Source organism: Nonomuraea sp. NPDC049158 (assembly GCF_040648335.1).
In the GTDB taxonomy this organism is placed as follows: Bacteria; Actinomycetota; Actinomycetes; order Streptosporangiales; family Streptosporangiaceae; genus Nonomuraea.
Genome location: NZ_JBEZDM010000001.1, coordinates 127,708 through 144,255 on the forward strand (window position 1 = coordinate 127,708; position 16,548 = coordinate 144,255).

Consider the following 16,548-nt stretch of genomic DNA (forward strand, 5'->3'; position numbering starts at 1 on the left):
CTGATGCCGTATCTCTAGACGCGCTTCCCTTGTAGGAGACCCCCCCCGATGACCCGCACACTGCGCTGTCGCGCCCTCATTCTCGGCGCCGCAGTCGCTCTCACCCTCACCGCCTGTAGCGGGAACAGCGACGCCGCTGGCTCGTCGGCCAACGGCAAGGGCTTAGAGAAGACTGTTCTCAAGGTTGGCGTGCTGCCGGTCCCCGACGTCGTGTCGCTCTATATCGCCAAGGAGAAAGGCTTCTTCAAGGAAGAGGGCCTGACGGTCGAGCCGGTCGTCATCGCCGGCGGCGCGGTGGCCCTCCCGCAGATCAAGAGCGGTGCGCTGGACATCTCTGCGACCAACTACGTCTCGACCTTCATGGCCATCGGTAGGGGTGAGAAGATCAAACTGGTCGCGGACATGTACCAGGCCGGTCCCAACACCTTCAACATCATGGTTCCGAACGATTCGCGGATCAAAACGGTCGCTGACCTCAAGGGAAAGACCGTCCTGGTCAACACCCTCAAGAACATCTCCACGCTGGCCGTGGCGACGCAGCTGAAAGTGGCGGGCCTCACCGAGAAGGACATCAACTTCGCCGAGAAGCCGCTCCCTGACATGGGTAACGCGCTCAAGAGCGGCCAGGGTGACGCCGGCCTCCTAACCGAGCCGTTCATCACCGCCACCCAGAGCACGCTGGGCTTCCACAAGCTGGCCGACACCATGACGGGCGAGACCGAGGACATGCCGATCTCGGGCTGGATGGCCTCGGACGGGTGGACGCAGAAGAACCCGAAGACGCTGGCCGCCTTCCAACGGGCGCTCGCCAAGGCTCAGAGCCTCGTATCGAGTAACCGCAAGGAGGTCGAGGCAATGCTGCCCAAGTACACGAAGATCGACGCGAAGACCGCTTCGGTCATCACGCTGGGCACCTATCCGAGCGAGCTGAGCGCCACCCGACTGCAAAAAGTGGCCGACATCATGCTCGACTACAAGTACCTCACCAGTCCTTTCGACGTGAAGTCCGTCATCGCGGCACCATCCAAGGGATGACTCGTGCACGACTGCTCCGCGGCGTCGTGGGCGCCGCGGGCTTTCTTGCCGTCGGAGAGCTGGTCATCCGGTTCGGGCTGAGCAGCGGCGTGGTCTTCCCGCCGCCCTCGGCCATCCTGTATCAGGCGGTGCTCCTCGCGGCCGACGGAGACTTCCTGCTGGGAGTTCTCACGACGCTCACGAACTGGGCGCTCGGCCTGCTGCTCGCGGTGGTGGTGGCCGTCCCGGCGGGGGTCCTGCTCGGTGCGTTGACCCCGATGGAGCGCGCGGTCCGGCCGCTGCTCGAGTTCCTGCGGCCCATCCCCTCTGTCGCGATCATCCCGCTGGCGATCCTGCTGATCCCGGCGGACGAACTGATGAAGGTCTCCGTCATCGTCTACGCGTCCGTCTGGCCGATACTGATCAACACGTTGTACGGCATGCACGACGTCGACCCGCTGGCCAAGGAATCGCTGCGCAGCTTCGGATTCGGGGGGCTGGCCGTGCTCGGCAGGGTGAGCCTGCCCAGTGCCGCGCCCTTCGTCGCGACCGGCATCCGGATCGCCGCCGGGGTCGCGCTGATCATCGCCGTAAGCGCCGAGCTGCTCGCCGGGGGCACCACGGGCCTGGGGGTCTTCGTGATCCAGGCGGGGAGCGGGGGCAGGACCGACCTCATCATGGCGGCCACGTTCTGGGCCGGCGGATGCGGCCTGCTGGCCAACGTGGCGTTGCAGGCGGCGGAGCGCCGATTGTTCCGCTGGCATCGGGTGCGGACGGGGGCGGTGTAGTGAGGTCGCTCGCCAGGCTCTGGTTGATCCCCGCCGTCATCGTCTTCTGGGAACTCGTCACGCGGCAACTGGAGAACACGGACTTCCCGCCGCCCACCACGATCGTCTCCCGCATGTACGACCTGTGGTTCTCCGGCCCGGCCGCACGACTGTTCCTCACCGACGAGGCGATGGACAACATCCTGCCCAGCCTGGGGCGCATGTTCTCCGGCTGGCTCCTGGCCTCGGTCATCGGAGTGGTGCTGGGCGTGGTCCTTGGGCGCTCGCGGGTGGCGGCCGACTACGTGAACGCGCTGATCGAGTTCGGCCGCGCCATCCCGCCACCACTGCTGCTGCCGTTGTTCCTGGCGCTGTTCCGGGCCGGCCTGCAGATGCAGCTCGCCGCGATCGTGTTCGGGGTGATCTGGCCGGTGCTGCTCAACTCGATGGACGGGGCCAGGGCTGTGGACCGGACCTACACCGAGACCGCCATCGTCTTCGGACTGTCGAAGGCGCAGCGCCTACGCCAAGTCGTCATCCCCGCCGCCTCACCCAAGATCTTCGCGGGCCTGCGGCTGAGCTTGTCGCTCGCGCTGATCCTCATGGTGATCTCCGAAGTGTTCGGCAGTACGAACGGCATCGGCTACCAGATGCTCGTGGCGCAGCGCAGCTTCGAGACGCCCACAGTGTGGGCGACGATCGCCCTGCTGGGGGTGCTCGGCTTCCTCGTGAACACGCTTTTCGTGCTCGCCGAGCGACGGCTGCTGGTCTGGCACCAGCAGGCCACCCGGACGCTCTGACTACTTTTTGTGATGGAAGGAAAATATGTCAAACTCCGACAGCCTCCTCTGGGGGGCGGTTGCCGGCATTTCGCGTTTCGCGGCTTTACTGACGATGGCGGATCTGGGCGTCGCCGACCAATTGGCGGACGGGCCGCTCGACACCGAGGAACTGGCCAAGAGGTGCGGGGCGCACGCCCCCTCACTCCGCCGGGTCCTGCGTGAGCTGGTCAGTATGGGGGTCGTCCGCAGAGCCGGCTCCGATGGCTACGACCTGACCGACGCGGGCACCGTGCTCCGCTCCGACGTCCCCGATTCGATCCGGTCCTCGATTCGCATGATCGGCGAGGACGGCTTCTGGTACGCGATGGGCAGGCTTCCGGACACGGTGCGGACTGGAAGCTCAGCATTCGTCACGAAGCACGGCCAGGTATACGAATATCTAGCGACAAAGCCGGATACGGCGCGGATCTTCGATGCCTACATGACCGCCAGGGCCATCTCGTTCACGGAAGCCCTGGTCAAGCAGTACGACTTCGCGGGCGTCGGCACCCTGGTGGACGTCGCCGGGGGCAGGGGCCACATCCTGGCCACGGTCATGCACTCCCATCCGGACATGCGCGGCATCCTCTACGATCTCGGCCACGTGGCGGACGGGGCCAGAGAACTGCTGGCCACGGAGGGCCTGGCTGACCGGTCCGAGGCCGTGGCCGGCGACTTCTTCGCCTCGGTGCCGGCGGGCGCGGACGCCTACCTGCTGGCCAGTGTCCTGCACAACTGGGGTGATGGCGATGCCGTGCGGATTCTGCGCAATGTCCGCCGCGCGATGAACCCCGGCGGGCGAGTACTGGTGCTGGAGGCGGTGCTGCCCGACGACGACGCGCCGCACGTGGGCAAGGATCTCGATCTGCGTATGCTGGCTCTCCTCAACGGCGCCCGTGAGCGTAGCCGGGAGGAGTACGCGACGCTGTTCGCACAGGCCGACCTGGAGTTGGCGGAGGTCATCGAGCTGGCCGCGGGAGCGAGCCTCCTTGAGGTCAGGCCCGTCTGACGCGTAGTGCGGCACGGATGGATGCGGCACGGCGGACACCAGGTGTGTTGAGCCGCGGGCGGCCGGGCCGCCCGCGGCTCTGTCAGGTCACTGGACGGTGATCTTGTCCACTTCGACGGTGATTCCCTTGACCTGCGGGGTCGAGGTGGCCGTCGTCACGTTGCCGACCCCCGGGCTGACCCCCTTGATCTTCATCGAGTAGGTCAGGGCACCACCGGGCGCGCCGGGTGTGCTCGTGACCACGAGGTCCTGGGTGGGCGGCCCGGAGATCTGGTCGCCCGCCGTACCCTCATCGTTCTCCGCGCCCACGGTCAGTCCCGCGCCCGCGGGGGCGTCGCCCGGCAGGTTGCCCGGGTCGTAGGCGTAGCTGATGTCCTCCACGCCGTTGAGCCCGATCCACTGCTGGAACACCTTGAGGCTGCTCGTGCCGAAGGTGTGGACCCGCCATTCCAGTACCAGCCAGCGGCTGACGCCGTCGGTCAGCGTCCCGGCGAAGACGCCGGGGGCGCCGGTGCCGTCGAGGTCGGTCCAGTAGGAGGCGAGCACGGCGTTCGGCCGCGCCGGGTCGGGCAGCGTCTGCGGGAGGAAGGCGATGTCGTCGGCGCCGTTGGTGCCGCCGGCGACGCTGTAGCCGTTGGAGACCACGCCGATCCTGGTGTAGGTCTTGCCGGCGAAGGTGAAGGCGGGCACCGTGAAGTTCAGCGCCTGCTCGTCCCCGATCGGCGTCGGGGTGATGCCGAAGGCGTCCAACGGAAGATATCCGGCAGGACCCGCACCCGGCGCGATCGTCGGCTTGTCGGGCTGGCGGCCGGGCAGTGTCGCCTTGGCCGTCGCGATCTGGGTGCCGATCTTGGTGGCGCCGGTCACGCTGTTCAGCCGCAGGCGCGCGTCGAGCGTGCTCAGCGCGGTCACCTCGGCGCTGGACAGGCTGTTGTTCTGCACGGTGACCGTGCAGGTGGACTCACCGGTGTTCCGCGGAATGGTGGCCGGCGCGCAGGTCTGGTCGACCGGCACGATGCCTTCCTGACGGAAGAAGGCCACCGGCAGGTGCAGCGCACGCGAGCCGCCGACCTGCTTGAGGTTCACCTGGCCGAAGTACTGCCCGTCGGGCAGATCCGGCGCGGTGATGACCACCGTCAGCTTCGTGCTCTTGCCCGGCGCGACGGTGAAGCGCGCCGGCAGCACCGTGATGTTGGCGCCGCTGACCGTCGTGGCCGAGGCGGAGAACGTGAGCGACTTGCTGGTGGTGTTCGTGACCGTGCGCTTGGCGGTGATGAGGCCGGGCATGGTCGGCGCGTTCACCGAGGGCAGGTTGAGGTCGATCCGGTTGAGCGGGTCGGTGGCCGAGGCGATGAAGTTGGCCGCGCTCTCGTCCAGGGTCAGCCCGGGGTCACCGGCCTTGGTCAGGTCGATGCGCCCGCCGCCCATGTCGAACGGGTCAGCGGGGGTGACGCGGTCCTGCTTGGTGACCGCGGTCTTGGCCGTGGTCTCCAGAGCCGACTTCACCTGTCCCGGTGTCCAGGTCGGGTGCAGGGCGAACACGAGCGCGGCCGAGCCGGTCACGTGCGGCGCCGACATGGACGTGCCCTGGATGACCTGGTACAGGTTGCCGGGCGGCCCTTCGAGCGGTGACTCGGGGGTCGGGGTCATGCCCGCCAGGATGTGCAGGCCGGGCCCGGTGACGTCCGGCTTGAGGAAGTCCCCGCCGGGTCCGCGCGAGGAGAAGTAGGTCATCACGTCGCCCTGCCAGCTGGCCTTGACCCCCTGGGTGAACGACGCCGTCGCGCCCGGATGCGCGGACAGGAAGCTCATGAGTACGTCGGTCTCGGGCTTGTTGACGTGCACCGACGGGACCCAGTGGGCGTCGGTGAAGACGTCGAACGGGAAGGCGTTGTAGAGGATCATCCCCGCGGCGCCGCCCTGCCTGACGTTGAAGCTCTTCAGCACCCGGTTCGGGCCGCGCTCGCAGGCGACGATCTTCCCGGTGAAGATCCCGGCCGGCGCCGGGGTGTCACACAGCGCGTTGGAGTACGGCGGAGCGGACGCCAGCACCACAGGCAGCGGCGAGGCGAGCCCCGAGGTGACGGACGCGCCCTTGATCGTCGCCGTCGCGCCACCGCCGGACAGCGTGATCGTGGACTGGAACGTTCTGGTCTGCGTGGACGCGGCCACCGTGGTCACCCAAGGGCTGCGGTGGTCGGTGGTGTTGGCGCCGGGCCCCGAGTTGCCCGCCGACGCCGAGACCAGCACGCCCGCCGCGTACGCGTCGAGGAAGGCCAGCTCGACCGGGTCGCTGTAGGGGTCGGAGCCACCGGAGATCGAGAAGTTGATGACCCGGACGCCGTCCAGAATGGCACGTGCCACCGCCTGCGCCGAGTCGGACGGGAAGCAGCCCTCCGCGCCGCACACCTTGTAGACCGAGACCTCGGCGGCGGGCGCGATGCCGTGGATCGGGCCGCGGCTGATCCCCATCGGGTTCGCGTCGGCCACCGGGCCGCCGGCCGACGTGGTGGCGGTGTGGGTGCCGTGCCCGTTGGAGTCACGGGCGCTGTCGGGGTAGACCTCGCCGCCGAAGACCGCGTTGTAGGTCTCCAGGAACGGCTGTCCGCCGATCAGCTTGTTGTTGCAGGTGAAGGGATCGCTGGCCGGGGTCAGCGGGTTGTCGCCGAAGTCGCAGACCCGGGGCGTGCCGTCCTTGGTCGGACCCGGGGCGGGCAGGCCGGTCGGGGCGGCGAACTGGGGGTGCTCGGGCCAGGCGCCGGAGTCCAGCACGCCCACGATCACGCCCTTGCCCGAGGAGTTGCTGCCGCCGAGCTGGTTGTAGATGGTGTTGGCGCCGATGAACTCCGGGCTGGAGTCGGTGAGGAGCTGCTGCGGCTTGTCTTCCTGTACGGCGACGGCGCCGGGCAGCTTCAACACCTCGGCCGCCTTGTTGCCCGGGATCCGGAGCGCGATGCCGCCATAGACGGTCCTGACCCGCTGGCCCACCACGGCCCCCGGAACCTTGCCGGCCAGCTGGTCCAGGAACGCCTTCTCCACACTCTCGATGTGCTGGCCGTACTTCTTGGCCTCGGCACTCCTGGTGTCGAGGGCCTTGCCGGTGACGGCGGGACTGGTGCCCGGCAGACCGGGCAGCCCGCCCCGATAGGCGGCGAGCGAGTCGTAGTCCAGCTTGACCATGATGTTGATCGGCGCCGGCGAAGTGGTCCGCAACAGCGCCTGGTCACTCTTGGCGAGCTTGCCCGTCGGGGACTTGGCGCCCTCGACGAGCTGGGCGCCGGTGACGGGGGTGGCCTGCCACTTCCCGTTCGCGGGAGAAGGCGTGGGGGTGGCCCGCGCCGCTGCCGGGCTCATCACCGCCACCATGCTCAGGCCGATGACCACCAACGCGAGCCGCCGCGCGCGGGATAAGCGGGGACTGGATAACACAAGATCCTCCTCATCGAGGCTGCATGGACTCACCACGCCGCCAAGGAGGCATCAGGTCACCCCGCGTCGAGGCACACCGGAGAGATCACTGAACCCTCCCCGGTGGGTGACAAGCTGTATGAGCCGCCCCGTGGGGCGGCTCGGTACCGACCGGAGTGTAACCAGCGATCACGCGGCCGAGAACCCCACCGAGTTGCCATAATCCGGCGGGCAATTTGGCTATTCGTACGGCTCCGCCGGTTGATCGATCTTCACTACGTCGGTGGCGGTCATGTCAGGGATCACGTAGCCGTTGGGGATCTTGCCCTTCCACGGGATCCATGAGCCGGTGACCTGTACCCAGGAGTTCTCCCTCGGAGCCGGTACGCCCCGGACCGCCACCTTCAAGGCGAGGGCGTCGGCGGCGCAGCAACTCATCTGCATCCTGGTGACGTACCAGAGATTCTTCTTCTTCGACGGCACCACGAAGCCGGTCAGCTTGACCTGCCGGCCCGCGAGCGACGTGCCGGCGGGGTCGTAGGCGCGCCCGATGAACTCGCCGAGCGCCAGCCGGGGCGCGCCGTCGGAGAGCTCACGAAAGGCCGCGGGGGCGGGCGGGCGCGGCGCGGGCGCGTCGTCCTCGCCGCCTGCCGCGAACGAGCCCAGCGCGGGAGGTGCGATCAGCACGATGGCGAACACCGGCACGGCCAGCAGCCACGCCACCCGTGGCCCGTGGTCGTGACCGTGGTCGTGCCCATCAGCCTGCCCGCGCCACTGCCTGACCAGGGACACCAGGGCGAGGGTCGCCAGCACCACCCCGGCTCCGACGAGTAACGGCCGGAAACCCGGTTTGACGTAGTTGACGTACGTGGTGGAGAAGGCGGAGATGTTCAGCAGCGCCCCGCCGAGGATCAGCAGCATCAGGCTCTGCGTCTGGCGTTTCACAGCAGCACCCATCCGGTGACGAAGCTGACGCCGATCGCCAGCGTCAGCGTGAGGGGCACGAAGCGCCAGGTGAAGGGCCGCCCGAACGTACCCGCCTGCAACGCGATCAGTTTCAGGTCGACCATCGGCCCCACCACCAGGAAGGCGAGCTTGGCCGTGGGCGAGAAGGCGGTCAGGGAGGCGGCCACGAACGCGTCGGCCTCCGAGCAGATCGACAACAGCACCGCCAGCAGCGCCAGCACCAGCACGGACACCACCGGAATCCCGGCCACGGAGGTGAGCCACGAGCGGGGGACCACCACGTTGAGCGTCGCCGCGGTCAGCCCGCCGATGACCAGGAACCCGCCGGTATGCAGCAGGTCGTGGCACATCGCGTCCACGAACGCGCCCCATTTGCCAGGCCCGGGCGCCGTGGTACGGCGGGGCACCGGCAGCCACTCGGTGCGCCCGAACCGCGCCCAGATCCAGCCGGCCAGCACGGCCACGGCCAGCGAGGCGCCGAACCGCGCGACCACCATCGCCGGGTCGCCGGGAAAGGCCACCGCCGTGGCCACCAGCACAACCGGGTTGATCGCCGGCGAGGCGAGCAGGAACGCCAGCGCCGCGGCGGGCGCCACACCACGCGCCATCAGCCCCGAGGCCACCGGCACCGAGGCGCATTCGCACCCGGGCAGCACCGCGCCCGCCACCCCGGCCACCGGCACCGCCGCGTAGGTCTGACGCGGCAGGGCCCTGGTCCAGAACGAGGCGGGCACGAACGCGGTGATGGCTGCCGACAACGCCACCCCGAACACCAGGAACGGCAGCGCCTGCACACACACTGCCACGAAGATGGTGGCCCACGTCTGCAGCGCCGGAGCCGTGAGGTGGGGCGCCAGCAGGAACCGGCCCGCCACCAGCAGCGCGATCAGGCCGACGAACGACCACGGCAGCAACGACTGACGGGCAGGTCCGCGCCCCCACGAGTCCGGTGGGAGACGATCTTCCGCCTCGGGCCAATCCAGCGGGGTTCCCTGTGTCATCGCCCTCCCTGCCCAGCGCTCGGTCCTGATGACACGCGAGCAGTAGATTAGCGGGTTCCGCGATGTCCTTGCCGGAGACCGAAACCAGGGGTGCCCGGTTGCCACCGTCCCGGGGAGCCCCCCTCGCCCAAGGCGCTCAGGTTCGGACGTTCAGGTGACAGTGGGGGTCGCCGCGGCCGGTCGTGGTGCGGGCATGGCGGTGACGTCCCAGTCGGTGTCGGACAGCCTGAGGGTGCGTACGCCCAGCCGGCCGAACACCACCGCGATCGCGCCGAGCGCGGCGAGCTCCACCGCGGCCGGCGGGTCATCGGGTAACACGTTGTGTACGATCACGACGGCGGTGATCAGCGCCGGGGCCCACCAGCCGATCAGCCCGGCTCGCCAGGCCGCCCAGGCCAGCAGCGCTATGCCGATGCCGAAGCTGGTCAGCAGGACGAAGAAGATCACGAGCGCCGGGTCGGCGTTGAGCCTGTCCTCGAAGGCCCGCATCTGTGCCGGATCGCCGCCGGCCAGTGACCGCATGACGAGGTACACCGTGGCGAGTCCCATGTGTCCCAGCGCGCCGAGCAGGGTGCACAGTCCCCCCAGGTGGGCGAGCAGTGAGCCGCGGTCGCGAGCCTGGTGGACGATGCCGCCGATCGCGGGCACGGTGAGCACCGCCGATGCCAGCAGCGTCAGCGCCGAGGCGGTCATCAGTCCCGGCCGGCCGACCGCGGCGCCGTAGAAACCGGTTCCGCCGGTCGGGTCGAGTGGGTCTTGGGCTACCAGCAGCGTGCCGAAGCCGATCAGGCTGAGCCCCGCCGCGACGCGGCGGAGACGCCGGGCGTCGGAGAAAGCGGACATGATGTCCCTCCCGTGGTCGCGACCGTCTCGATGGCGGCCGACGCCTCAATGTCCTGCCGGGACGCCACCGCGGTCGTCGGCAGTACGGCTCGATCCGGGTCCGCCCACGGGATGACGGCCGCACCTGAAAACGTCGTCCCCCAGGCTGACTCGCCGCAGCTCCCCGCAGGCTTATCGTCAACCCATGGTCAGGCTTACCGCATCGCCGCACCGGCGCGACGTGCTCCTGGCGCTGGGCATCGCCGGCCTCGCCCAGGCGGAGGTGTGGTCCGGCACCGTCGTGGGCGGCTCCCGGCCGGCGGTGGCCGCCACCGTGCTGGTGACGGGCCTGGCACTGGCATGGCGCAGACGGGCCCCGACGGCGGTGCTGGTGATCGTGTTCGGCGGCCAGATCGTCCAGGCCGCGCTCGGCGTGGACTCCAACAGCGGCTTCTCGACGCTGTTCGCCCTGGTCATCGCGATCTTCTCGGCGGCCTTCCACGCGCGGCACCCCATGGCGGTCCTGCCCGTGTCACTGGGCCTGGTCGCGGTGGCGGTGCTGATCGAGAAGGGACCCTCGCCCGCCGACCTGCTCTACGCGGGTGTGTTCGTGACGGGTGTCTGGCTGGCCGGTCACGCGGTGAGCATCAGACAAATCCGCGCCGAGCTGTCCGAACAGCGGGCCGCGCAGATCAAGCGCGAAGCCGACTGGCGGGCGGCGGCCGCGGTCAACCAGGAGCGCGCCCGGATCGCCCGCGAGCTGCACGACGTGGTGGCCAACAGCATGGCGGCGATGGCGCTGCACGTCGGCGGGATCCGCCGGCTCCTGCGGCCCGAACAGCAGGCCGAGCGGGAGGCGCTCCTGGTGGCCGAGCAGACCGGGCGTCAAGCGCTGACCGAGATGCACCGGCTCCTCGCCCTGCTCCGCGAACCGGACGCACCCGTGTCGCACACCTCCCTGCCACGGCTGGCCGACGTCGGTGACCTGCTCGAACCGCTCCGGGCGGGCGGCCTGAGGGCCGAGCTGCGGGTTGAGGGCACTCCCTTACCGCTGCCGCCCAGCATCGACCTGTCGGCGTACCGGATCTTGCAGGAGGCGATCACCAACGTGGGCAAGCATGCCGACGCCACCCGGATCGACTGCGTGATCCACTACGGCGACAAGACGCTACGCCTGGATGTCCTCGACGATGGCAGGCCACCGCAGGCGGACGGCAGGTCAGCACAGACGGACAGCAGGTCACCACCGGCCGACGGGCCGACGCCTTGGAGCGGCCACGGACTTGTCGGGATGCGCGAACGGGTCGCGCTCTACGACGGGACGCTGGAGGCCGGTCCGCAGCCGGGCTGCGGCTACCGTGTCACCGCCGTCCTCCGGCTGACCGGTCAGTCCGGGCAGTTCGGGCAGTCCGGGCAGGGCTCATGACGATCCGCGTGCTTCTGGCCGACGACCAGCAGATGATCCGCGCCGGGCTGCGCCTGATCATCTCGGCGGAGCCCGACATCCAGGTGGTGGGCGAGGCCGATGACGGGTTCGGCGCGGTGACCGCGGCACGCAGGCTCCGCCCGGACGTGACACTCATGGACATCCGCATGCCCAGGCTGGACGGCATCCAGGCCACCCAACGCCTCTTCGCCGACACCCCGCCGCCGACCCGCGTCATCGTCCTGACCACCTTCGACATCGACTCCTACGTCTACGAGGCGCTTCGGGCGGGGGCGAGTGGCTTCCTGCTCAAGAACGCGCCCCCGGAAGACCTCGTCCACGCCATCCGCGTCGTCGCCTCCGGCGCGGGGTTGCTCGACCCGGCCGTCACCCGGCGGGTGATCGAGGAGTTCGCCCGCACACCCGCGCCACTCCCGCCGCCACCGCAGGTCGCCAGCTTGACCGCACGCGAGCTCGAGGTCCTGCACCTGGTCGCGCGCGGCCTGTCCAACGCGGAGATCGCGGCCCGTCTGTACGTCAGCGAAGCCACCGTCAAGACCCACGTCGCCCGGATGCTCACCAAACTCGCCCTCCGCGACCGCGTCCAGGCCGTCGTGTACGCCTACGAACACGGCCTCATCCGCGCCGGTAACTGACCCACGACGCTCCTGTCCGAGCACGACAGCGCTGCCCGGCGACACCCACACCACCACTCACCTCGTCGCATGTCCACGACCTCATCGTGCGCACCACTCCACCAACAGGCATATAAGCGACAAAATGGTGTTTTGTGTTATCTCAGTGGTGATGTTCCCGTCTCCTGGTCGGAGCATCGGAGCTCCGGATCGGGGTGATGGATGTACGCGCGGCCGACGTACGAGGTCGAAACGGTGCTGGCGGCCGGGGCGGGCGATCACAGAGCGGTCGACGAGCTGGTGCGGAGTCATCTGCGGCTCGTGTACAACATCGCCGGCCGCGCCATGAACGGCCACCCGGACGTGGACGACGTCGTGCAGGAGACCATGGCCAGGGTCGTGACCGGGTTGTCCGGACTGCGCGATCCCAGGAGCTTCCGATCCTGGCTGGTCGCCATCGCCCTGAACCAGGTGCGGGAGTGGCGGCGGGCCACCGCCGCCACCACCACCAACACCGCCGCCCTCGACGAGGCGCTGGGCATGGCCGACGCCAGTGCCGACTTCGCTGCTCTCACCGTCACCCGGCTCGGCCTGTCCGGGCAGCGCAAGGAGACGGTGGAGGCCAGTCGCTGGCTCGACACCGACGACCGCGAGGTGCTCACGCTGTGGTGGCTGGAGGCCGCGAACGAGCTCACCCGGGCGGAGTTGGCCGCCGGCCTGGACCTGAACGAGAGACACGCGGCCGTCCGCGTGCAGCGGGTCAAACGGCGGCTGGAGTCGGCCCGCGCGGTGGTGCGGGCGCTCTCGGCCTATCCTCGCTGCGCCGGGCTGGCGTACGTGGCCGACGGCTGGACGGGCACGCCGTCACCCCTGTGGCGCAAGCGGCTGTCGCGGCACGTGCGCGAGTGCCGGACCTGCGCGGATCGTCTGACAGACCTGGTTCCGGCCGACCGGCTGCTGGCGGGGCTGGGCCTGGTGGCCGTCCCGGCGGGGTTCGCGGTGGGCCTGCTGGAGATGGCGCGGACGGCAGCCGTACCAACGCTGAAGGGCGGCCTGGTGGTGAAGGGCGGCCTGGTGGTGAAGGGCGGCCTGGTGGCGAAGGGGAAGGTGGCGGCCGGCGCGGTGGGTTCCTCGCTGGCGGCCAAGCCCGTCGCGATCGCCGCAGCCGGCGCCGCGCTGATCGCCGGTGGCGCGGTGATCGTCCACAACCTCCAACCTGAGCCGCCGCGCGGGCGGGCCGCGCAGGCGATCGCCACCTCCGTGCCCGCCTCCTCCCCGCGCCCTTCGCGGAAGCCGAAGCCGACGCCGAAGCCGACGCCGAAGCCGACGCCGAAGCCGACGCAGACGCGGAGCCGTCCGGCGGGCCTGTACGGGCGCACCGTCGACACGGTGGACCAGGCGCCGCCCAAGGCTCGGCGTCCCGCCCCGCTGCCCCGGCGCGCGGCGGGCACGCTGGCCATCGGCGGGAAGCACGGCTACTCCAGGTATGGCGGCGCCCCCCAGATGACGCACCGGGGCGACTACATCACCATCACCGGCAAGGGCTACGTCGAGGTCCGCTGGGGCATCCTCTACCGCAGCCGGATCGGCGACTTCCGGGCCGCCACCTGGACCGGGCTGAAGGGCAGACTGTTCCACGTCGCGTCCGGCGGTGGGCGGCGGATGGACGACGAGCAGGCGCCGGGCGTCACCTGGATGGGCGCTCCCGAGACCGGCTTCGTACGGCTGCCCCCCGGTCAGCAGCAGATGTGGCAGAACGAGTTCTACTACCTGGACGGCCAGGTCACCGTCCACAACAACGAGAGCGGCACGGACATCGACCTCAACGTGGCGCCCCGGACCTGGAGCGAGGTCTGGCGGGACATCTCCACCGGGCTCGACCCCGCCAGGGGAATCGTCCGCTACGGCCTGACCCGCGACACCGGTGACGACCGCGCCCCCGTCCCGCAGTACGTCACCAGGGCGCGGCCCGCCGACCCCGCGACGGTGCCTCAGCGCAGCCGGGTCTCACCCTGAGATTTCTGTTATCACCGGACAGGCGGTTCCGTCTCCTGCGACAAGAGTGACCCCTGGGAAAGGACTTCCATGACCACGCAGCCCTCCCGCCGGAGCCTGCTGAAGGCGGCCGTGACCGTGGGCGCGGGCGCCGCCGTACTCCCCGCCCTGCCCGCCGGCGCCTCGGCCGCGGCGCTCAGGCACCCCGGCATGCTGCACACGCAGCCGGATTTCGACCGGATGCGGGCCCAGGTGAACGCCGGAGCCCAGCCGTGGAAGGCGGGCTGGGACAAGCTGGTGGCCAACAGCCGCTCCAAGAGCACCTGGAAGGCCCGCCCGGTGGAGACGGTCGTCAGAGGTGGCACGGGGGCGAATCACGTGCAGCTCGCCATCGACGTGGCCGCCGCCTACCAGAACGCGCTGCGCTGGAAGATCAGTGGCGACAGGGCCCACGGCGACGCCGCCCGCGACATCCTCAACGCCTGGTCGGCCGCGCTGAAGGCGGTGACGGGCAACGCCGACCGCTTCCTCGCGGCCGGCATCCAGGGCTGGCAGCTGGCCAACGTCGGCGAGATCATGCGCGGCTATCCCGGTTTCGACCTCGGCCGCTTCAAGAAGATGATGCTCACCGTCTTCTACCCGCTGAACGACCGGTTCCTACGGGGGCACAACGACGCCTGCATCACCAACTACTGGGCCAACTGGGACCTGTGCGCCATGGCCTCCATCCTGGCCATCGGTATCCTCTGCGACGACCAGGCCAAGGTCGACCAGGCCGTGGAGTACTTCAAGCACGGCAAGGGCAACGGCGCCATCATGAACGCGGTGCCGTTCCTCCACCCCGGCGGCCTCGGCCAGTGGCAGGAGAGCGGCCGCGACCAGGGCCATGCCAGCCTGGGCATCGGGCTGATGGGTGTGCTGTGCGAGATGGCCTGGAACCAGGGCATCGACCTGTACGGCCACGCCGACGACCGGTTCATGAAGGGCGCCCAGTACGTCGCCAAGTACAACCTCGGCGAGAGCGTGCCGTTCACCACGTACAAGTGGGGGACCGGACAGAACTGCGCACCCCGTGAGCAGACGGAGGTCTCCGCGGCGGGACGCGGCATGAACGATCCGGTCTGGGCGCTGCTCAACAACCACTACGGGGTCCGCCGCGGGCTGCCGGTGCCCCACATCGAGGCGTACGGCAAGCGGCTCGCCCCCGAAGGCGGAGGCGGGGACTACGGCGGCAGCAAGTACGACCACCTCGGCTTCGGCACGCTGACCTTCACCCGGGCCACGGCCACGGGCGGGGGCGGGCTGCTGCCGACGGGCGTCTCGCGGGCCTTCCTGTCGGTCAATCACCCGAAGGCGTACATCCAGGCCGCGGGCGCCGTGGGCCGCATCGGGGCGACCGCGCTCGCGCTGCGCGTCGTGCCCGGCCTGTCCGACGCCAAGGGATACTCCTTCGTCGACTCCGCGGGCCGATACCTGCGGCACAAGGACTTCCTGGTCCGGTTCGACGCCAACGACGGCACCGCGCTGTTCAAGCGCGACGCGACCTTCCACGCCCGCCAGGGCACGGTGGACGGGTCGGTACGGCTGGAGTCGGTCAACTACCCCGGCCGGTTCGTCCGCCACCGCGACAACGCCCTCCGCCTGGACAAGGCAGAGGACACGACGCTGTTCCGCGGCGACAGCTCCTTCAAGCCGACCGCCTGACCCGAGTGCCCGGGCGGCGGCGGTGTGAGCGCGCCGCCCGGGCACCTTTCGTCAGATCTCGCAGTTGAGCTCGGTGTCGCCTCTGTCGGAGTCGCACGTGTCGGTGCCGCCGTCGGCGCTGATGGTGTCGTTGCCGCCGATCCCGTCGACGGCGTTGATGACGTCGTCGCCGTTGCCGCCCCGGATCTCGTTGGCCGCGGCGTTTCCGGTGATGTGGTCGGAGCCCGCACCGCTGAAGACTCGCTCCACGTCGCTGCCCAGGTTGTCGCCCTCGCCGGCCGTGCCGTCGTTGGCCACCCCGTCCAGAGTGATGGTCTGGGCGGTGCCCCGGTTGTTGTACGCCGCCAGGTCCGAGCCCGCGCCACCGGAGAAGCTGTCCTTGCCGTCGATGGCGTCGGCCTGGAAGAAGTCGTCACCGCCGTTGCCGAACGCGGTGTCGTCGCCCGTGCCGCCGGTGATGCCGTCGGAGCCGCTGCCACCCCTGAAGGTGTCTCGGCCCGCTTCGCCGAACAGCTGCGTGCTGACCGCGGAGTTGTTGGTGATGGTGTCGTCCAGGTCGCCGGCGAAGACCCGGACGACGGTGACGCCCTGGCACCGCACCTGGTTGGCGGTGACCCGGGTGCAGTCGCCTCCGTCGGCGCGCATGACGTCCCCGGTGTCACTGACCAGTACGTTGCCGAGGGCGTCGGTGGAGATGGTGATGTTGTTCACCTTGCCCTGGGCCGCCGACACGATGAGATTGCCGGTGAAGAGGCTCGCCAGGGTGTCCGCGCGGGACGGTAAGGCGAAGACCGCTTGAACACCGGCCATGGCCGCGGCCAACGCCAGGATGGACAGAATCTTTCGCATGTGTGGTGCACACCTCTCTGAAGGGGTTGTGCCGCAATTAAAGAGAATGCGCACCGTCCTGGGACAGGTAAAAAGTCACATATTCTTTATGGCGTGGATCATTCTGCATATTGCCTGATGGCGGGGCTGCG

13 protein-coding genes are annotated in these 16,548 nt (G+C 69.6%); 8 read left to right on the top strand and 5 right to left on the bottom strand.

What is annotated here, in order from left to right; genetic code table 11:
- Nucleotides 1-48 precede the first annotated feature (48 nt).
- Genes AB0B61_RS00655 through AB0B61_RS00670 form a run of 4 tightly spaced genes read left to right on the top strand, consistent with a single transcriptional unit; the run spans nucleotide 49 to nucleotide 3,611 of the window.
- Nucleotides 49-1,035 carry an ABC transporter substrate-binding protein gene (locus tag AB0B61_RS00655; RefSeq protein ID WP_358425774.1) on the top strand — a complete coding sequence of 329 codons (987 nt, stop codon included), beginning with the start codon at nucleotides 49-51 and terminating at the stop codon, nucleotides 1,033-1,035.
- Nucleotides 1,032-1,802: an ABC transporter permease gene (locus tag AB0B61_RS00660; RefSeq protein WP_358425777.1), complete on the top strand. Its 771-nt coding sequence runs from the start codon at nucleotides 1,032-1,034 to the stop codon at nucleotides 1,800-1,802. Before AB0B61_RS00655 ends, AB0B61_RS00660 begins: the two co-directional genes overlap by 4 nt.
- Nucleotides 1,802-2,581, top strand: a complete 780-nt coding sequence (locus tag AB0B61_RS00665) for an ABC transporter permease subunit (protein ID WP_358425780.1) — start codon at nucleotides 1,802-1,804, stop codon at nucleotides 2,579-2,581. Before AB0B61_RS00660 ends, AB0B61_RS00665 begins: the two co-directional genes overlap by 1 nt.
- A 25-nt stretch (nucleotides 2,582-2,606) precedes the next feature.
- Nucleotides 2,607-3,611, top strand: coding sequence for a methyltransferase (locus AB0B61_RS00670; protein ID WP_358425783.1), 1,005 nt, complete (start codon nucleotides 2,607-2,609; stop codon nucleotides 3,609-3,611).
- An 87-nt stretch (nucleotides 3,612-3,698) separates the two neighbouring features.
- Here the strand turns inward: AB0B61_RS00670 and AB0B61_RS00675 are convergent, their stop codons facing one another.
- From AB0B61_RS00675 to AB0B61_RS00690, 4 genes are all read right to left on the bottom strand, one after another.
- Entirely contained in the window at nucleotides 3,699-7,040 is a 3,342-nt protein-coding gene (locus AB0B61_RS00675) for a S8 family serine peptidase (RefSeq protein ID WP_358425786.1), read from the bottom strand.
- A 219-nt stretch (nucleotides 7,041-7,259) separates the two neighbouring features.
- Nucleotides 7,260-7,964 (bottom strand): TIGR03943 family protein, encoded by a 705-nt coding sequence (locus AB0B61_RS00680; protein WP_358425789.1) that lies wholly within the window; start codon nucleotides 7,962-7,964, stop codon nucleotides 7,260-7,262.
- Nucleotides 7,961-8,986 carry a permease gene (locus tag AB0B61_RS00685; protein ID WP_358425791.1) on the bottom strand — a complete coding sequence of 342 codons (1,026 nt, stop codon included), beginning with the start codon at nucleotides 8,984-8,986 and terminating at the stop codon, nucleotides 7,961-7,963. Before AB0B61_RS00685 ends, AB0B61_RS00680 begins: the two co-directional genes overlap by 4 nt.
- Before the next feature lie 150 nt (nucleotides 8,987-9,136).
- Nucleotides 9,137-9,829: a hypothetical protein gene (locus tag AB0B61_RS00690; protein WP_358425794.1), complete on the bottom strand. Its 693-nt coding sequence runs from the start codon at nucleotides 9,827-9,829 to the stop codon at nucleotides 9,137-9,139.
- 184 nt (nucleotides 9,830-10,013) lie between these two features.
- Here AB0B61_RS00690 and AB0B61_RS00695 point away from each other — a divergent pair, with 184 nt between their 5' ends.
- The 4 genes from AB0B61_RS00695 to AB0B61_RS00710 all read left to right on the top strand — a co-directional run bounded on the left by AB0B61_RS00695 (nucleotide 10,014) and on the right by AB0B61_RS00710 (nucleotide 15,568).
- A complete protein-coding gene (locus tag AB0B61_RS00695; RefSeq protein WP_358425796.1) occupies nucleotides 10,014-11,234 on the top strand; it encodes a histidine kinase in 1,221 nt (406 codons plus the stop codon).
- Nucleotides 11,231-11,890, top strand: coding sequence for a response regulator transcription factor (locus AB0B61_RS00700; protein WP_358425799.1), 660 nt, complete (start codon nucleotides 11,231-11,233; stop codon nucleotides 11,888-11,890). The genes AB0B61_RS00695 and AB0B61_RS00700 overlap by 4 nt, the downstream gene beginning before the upstream one ends.
- Nucleotides 11,891-12,091: 201 nt before the next feature.
- Entirely contained in the window at nucleotides 12,092-13,885 is a 1,794-nt protein-coding gene (locus AB0B61_RS00705; RefSeq protein WP_358425802.1) for a sigma-70 family RNA polymerase sigma factor, read from the top strand.
- Between the two features lie 69 nt (nucleotides 13,886-13,954).
- Complete coding sequence (locus tag AB0B61_RS00710; RefSeq protein ID WP_358425805.1) at nucleotides 13,955-15,568, top strand: AbfB domain-containing protein; 1,614 nt, start codon at nucleotides 13,955-13,957, stop codon at nucleotides 15,566-15,568.
- A gap of 51 nt (nucleotides 15,569-15,619) precedes the next feature.
- Here AB0B61_RS00710 and AB0B61_RS00715 read toward each other — a convergent pair whose 3' ends face one another.
- On the bottom strand, nucleotides 15,620-16,417 hold the full coding sequence (locus AB0B61_RS00715; RefSeq protein WP_358425808.1) for a hypothetical protein: 798 nt from the start codon (nucleotides 16,415-16,417) through the stop codon (nucleotides 15,620-15,622).
- Between the last annotated feature and the right edge of the window lie 131 nt (nucleotides 16,418-16,548).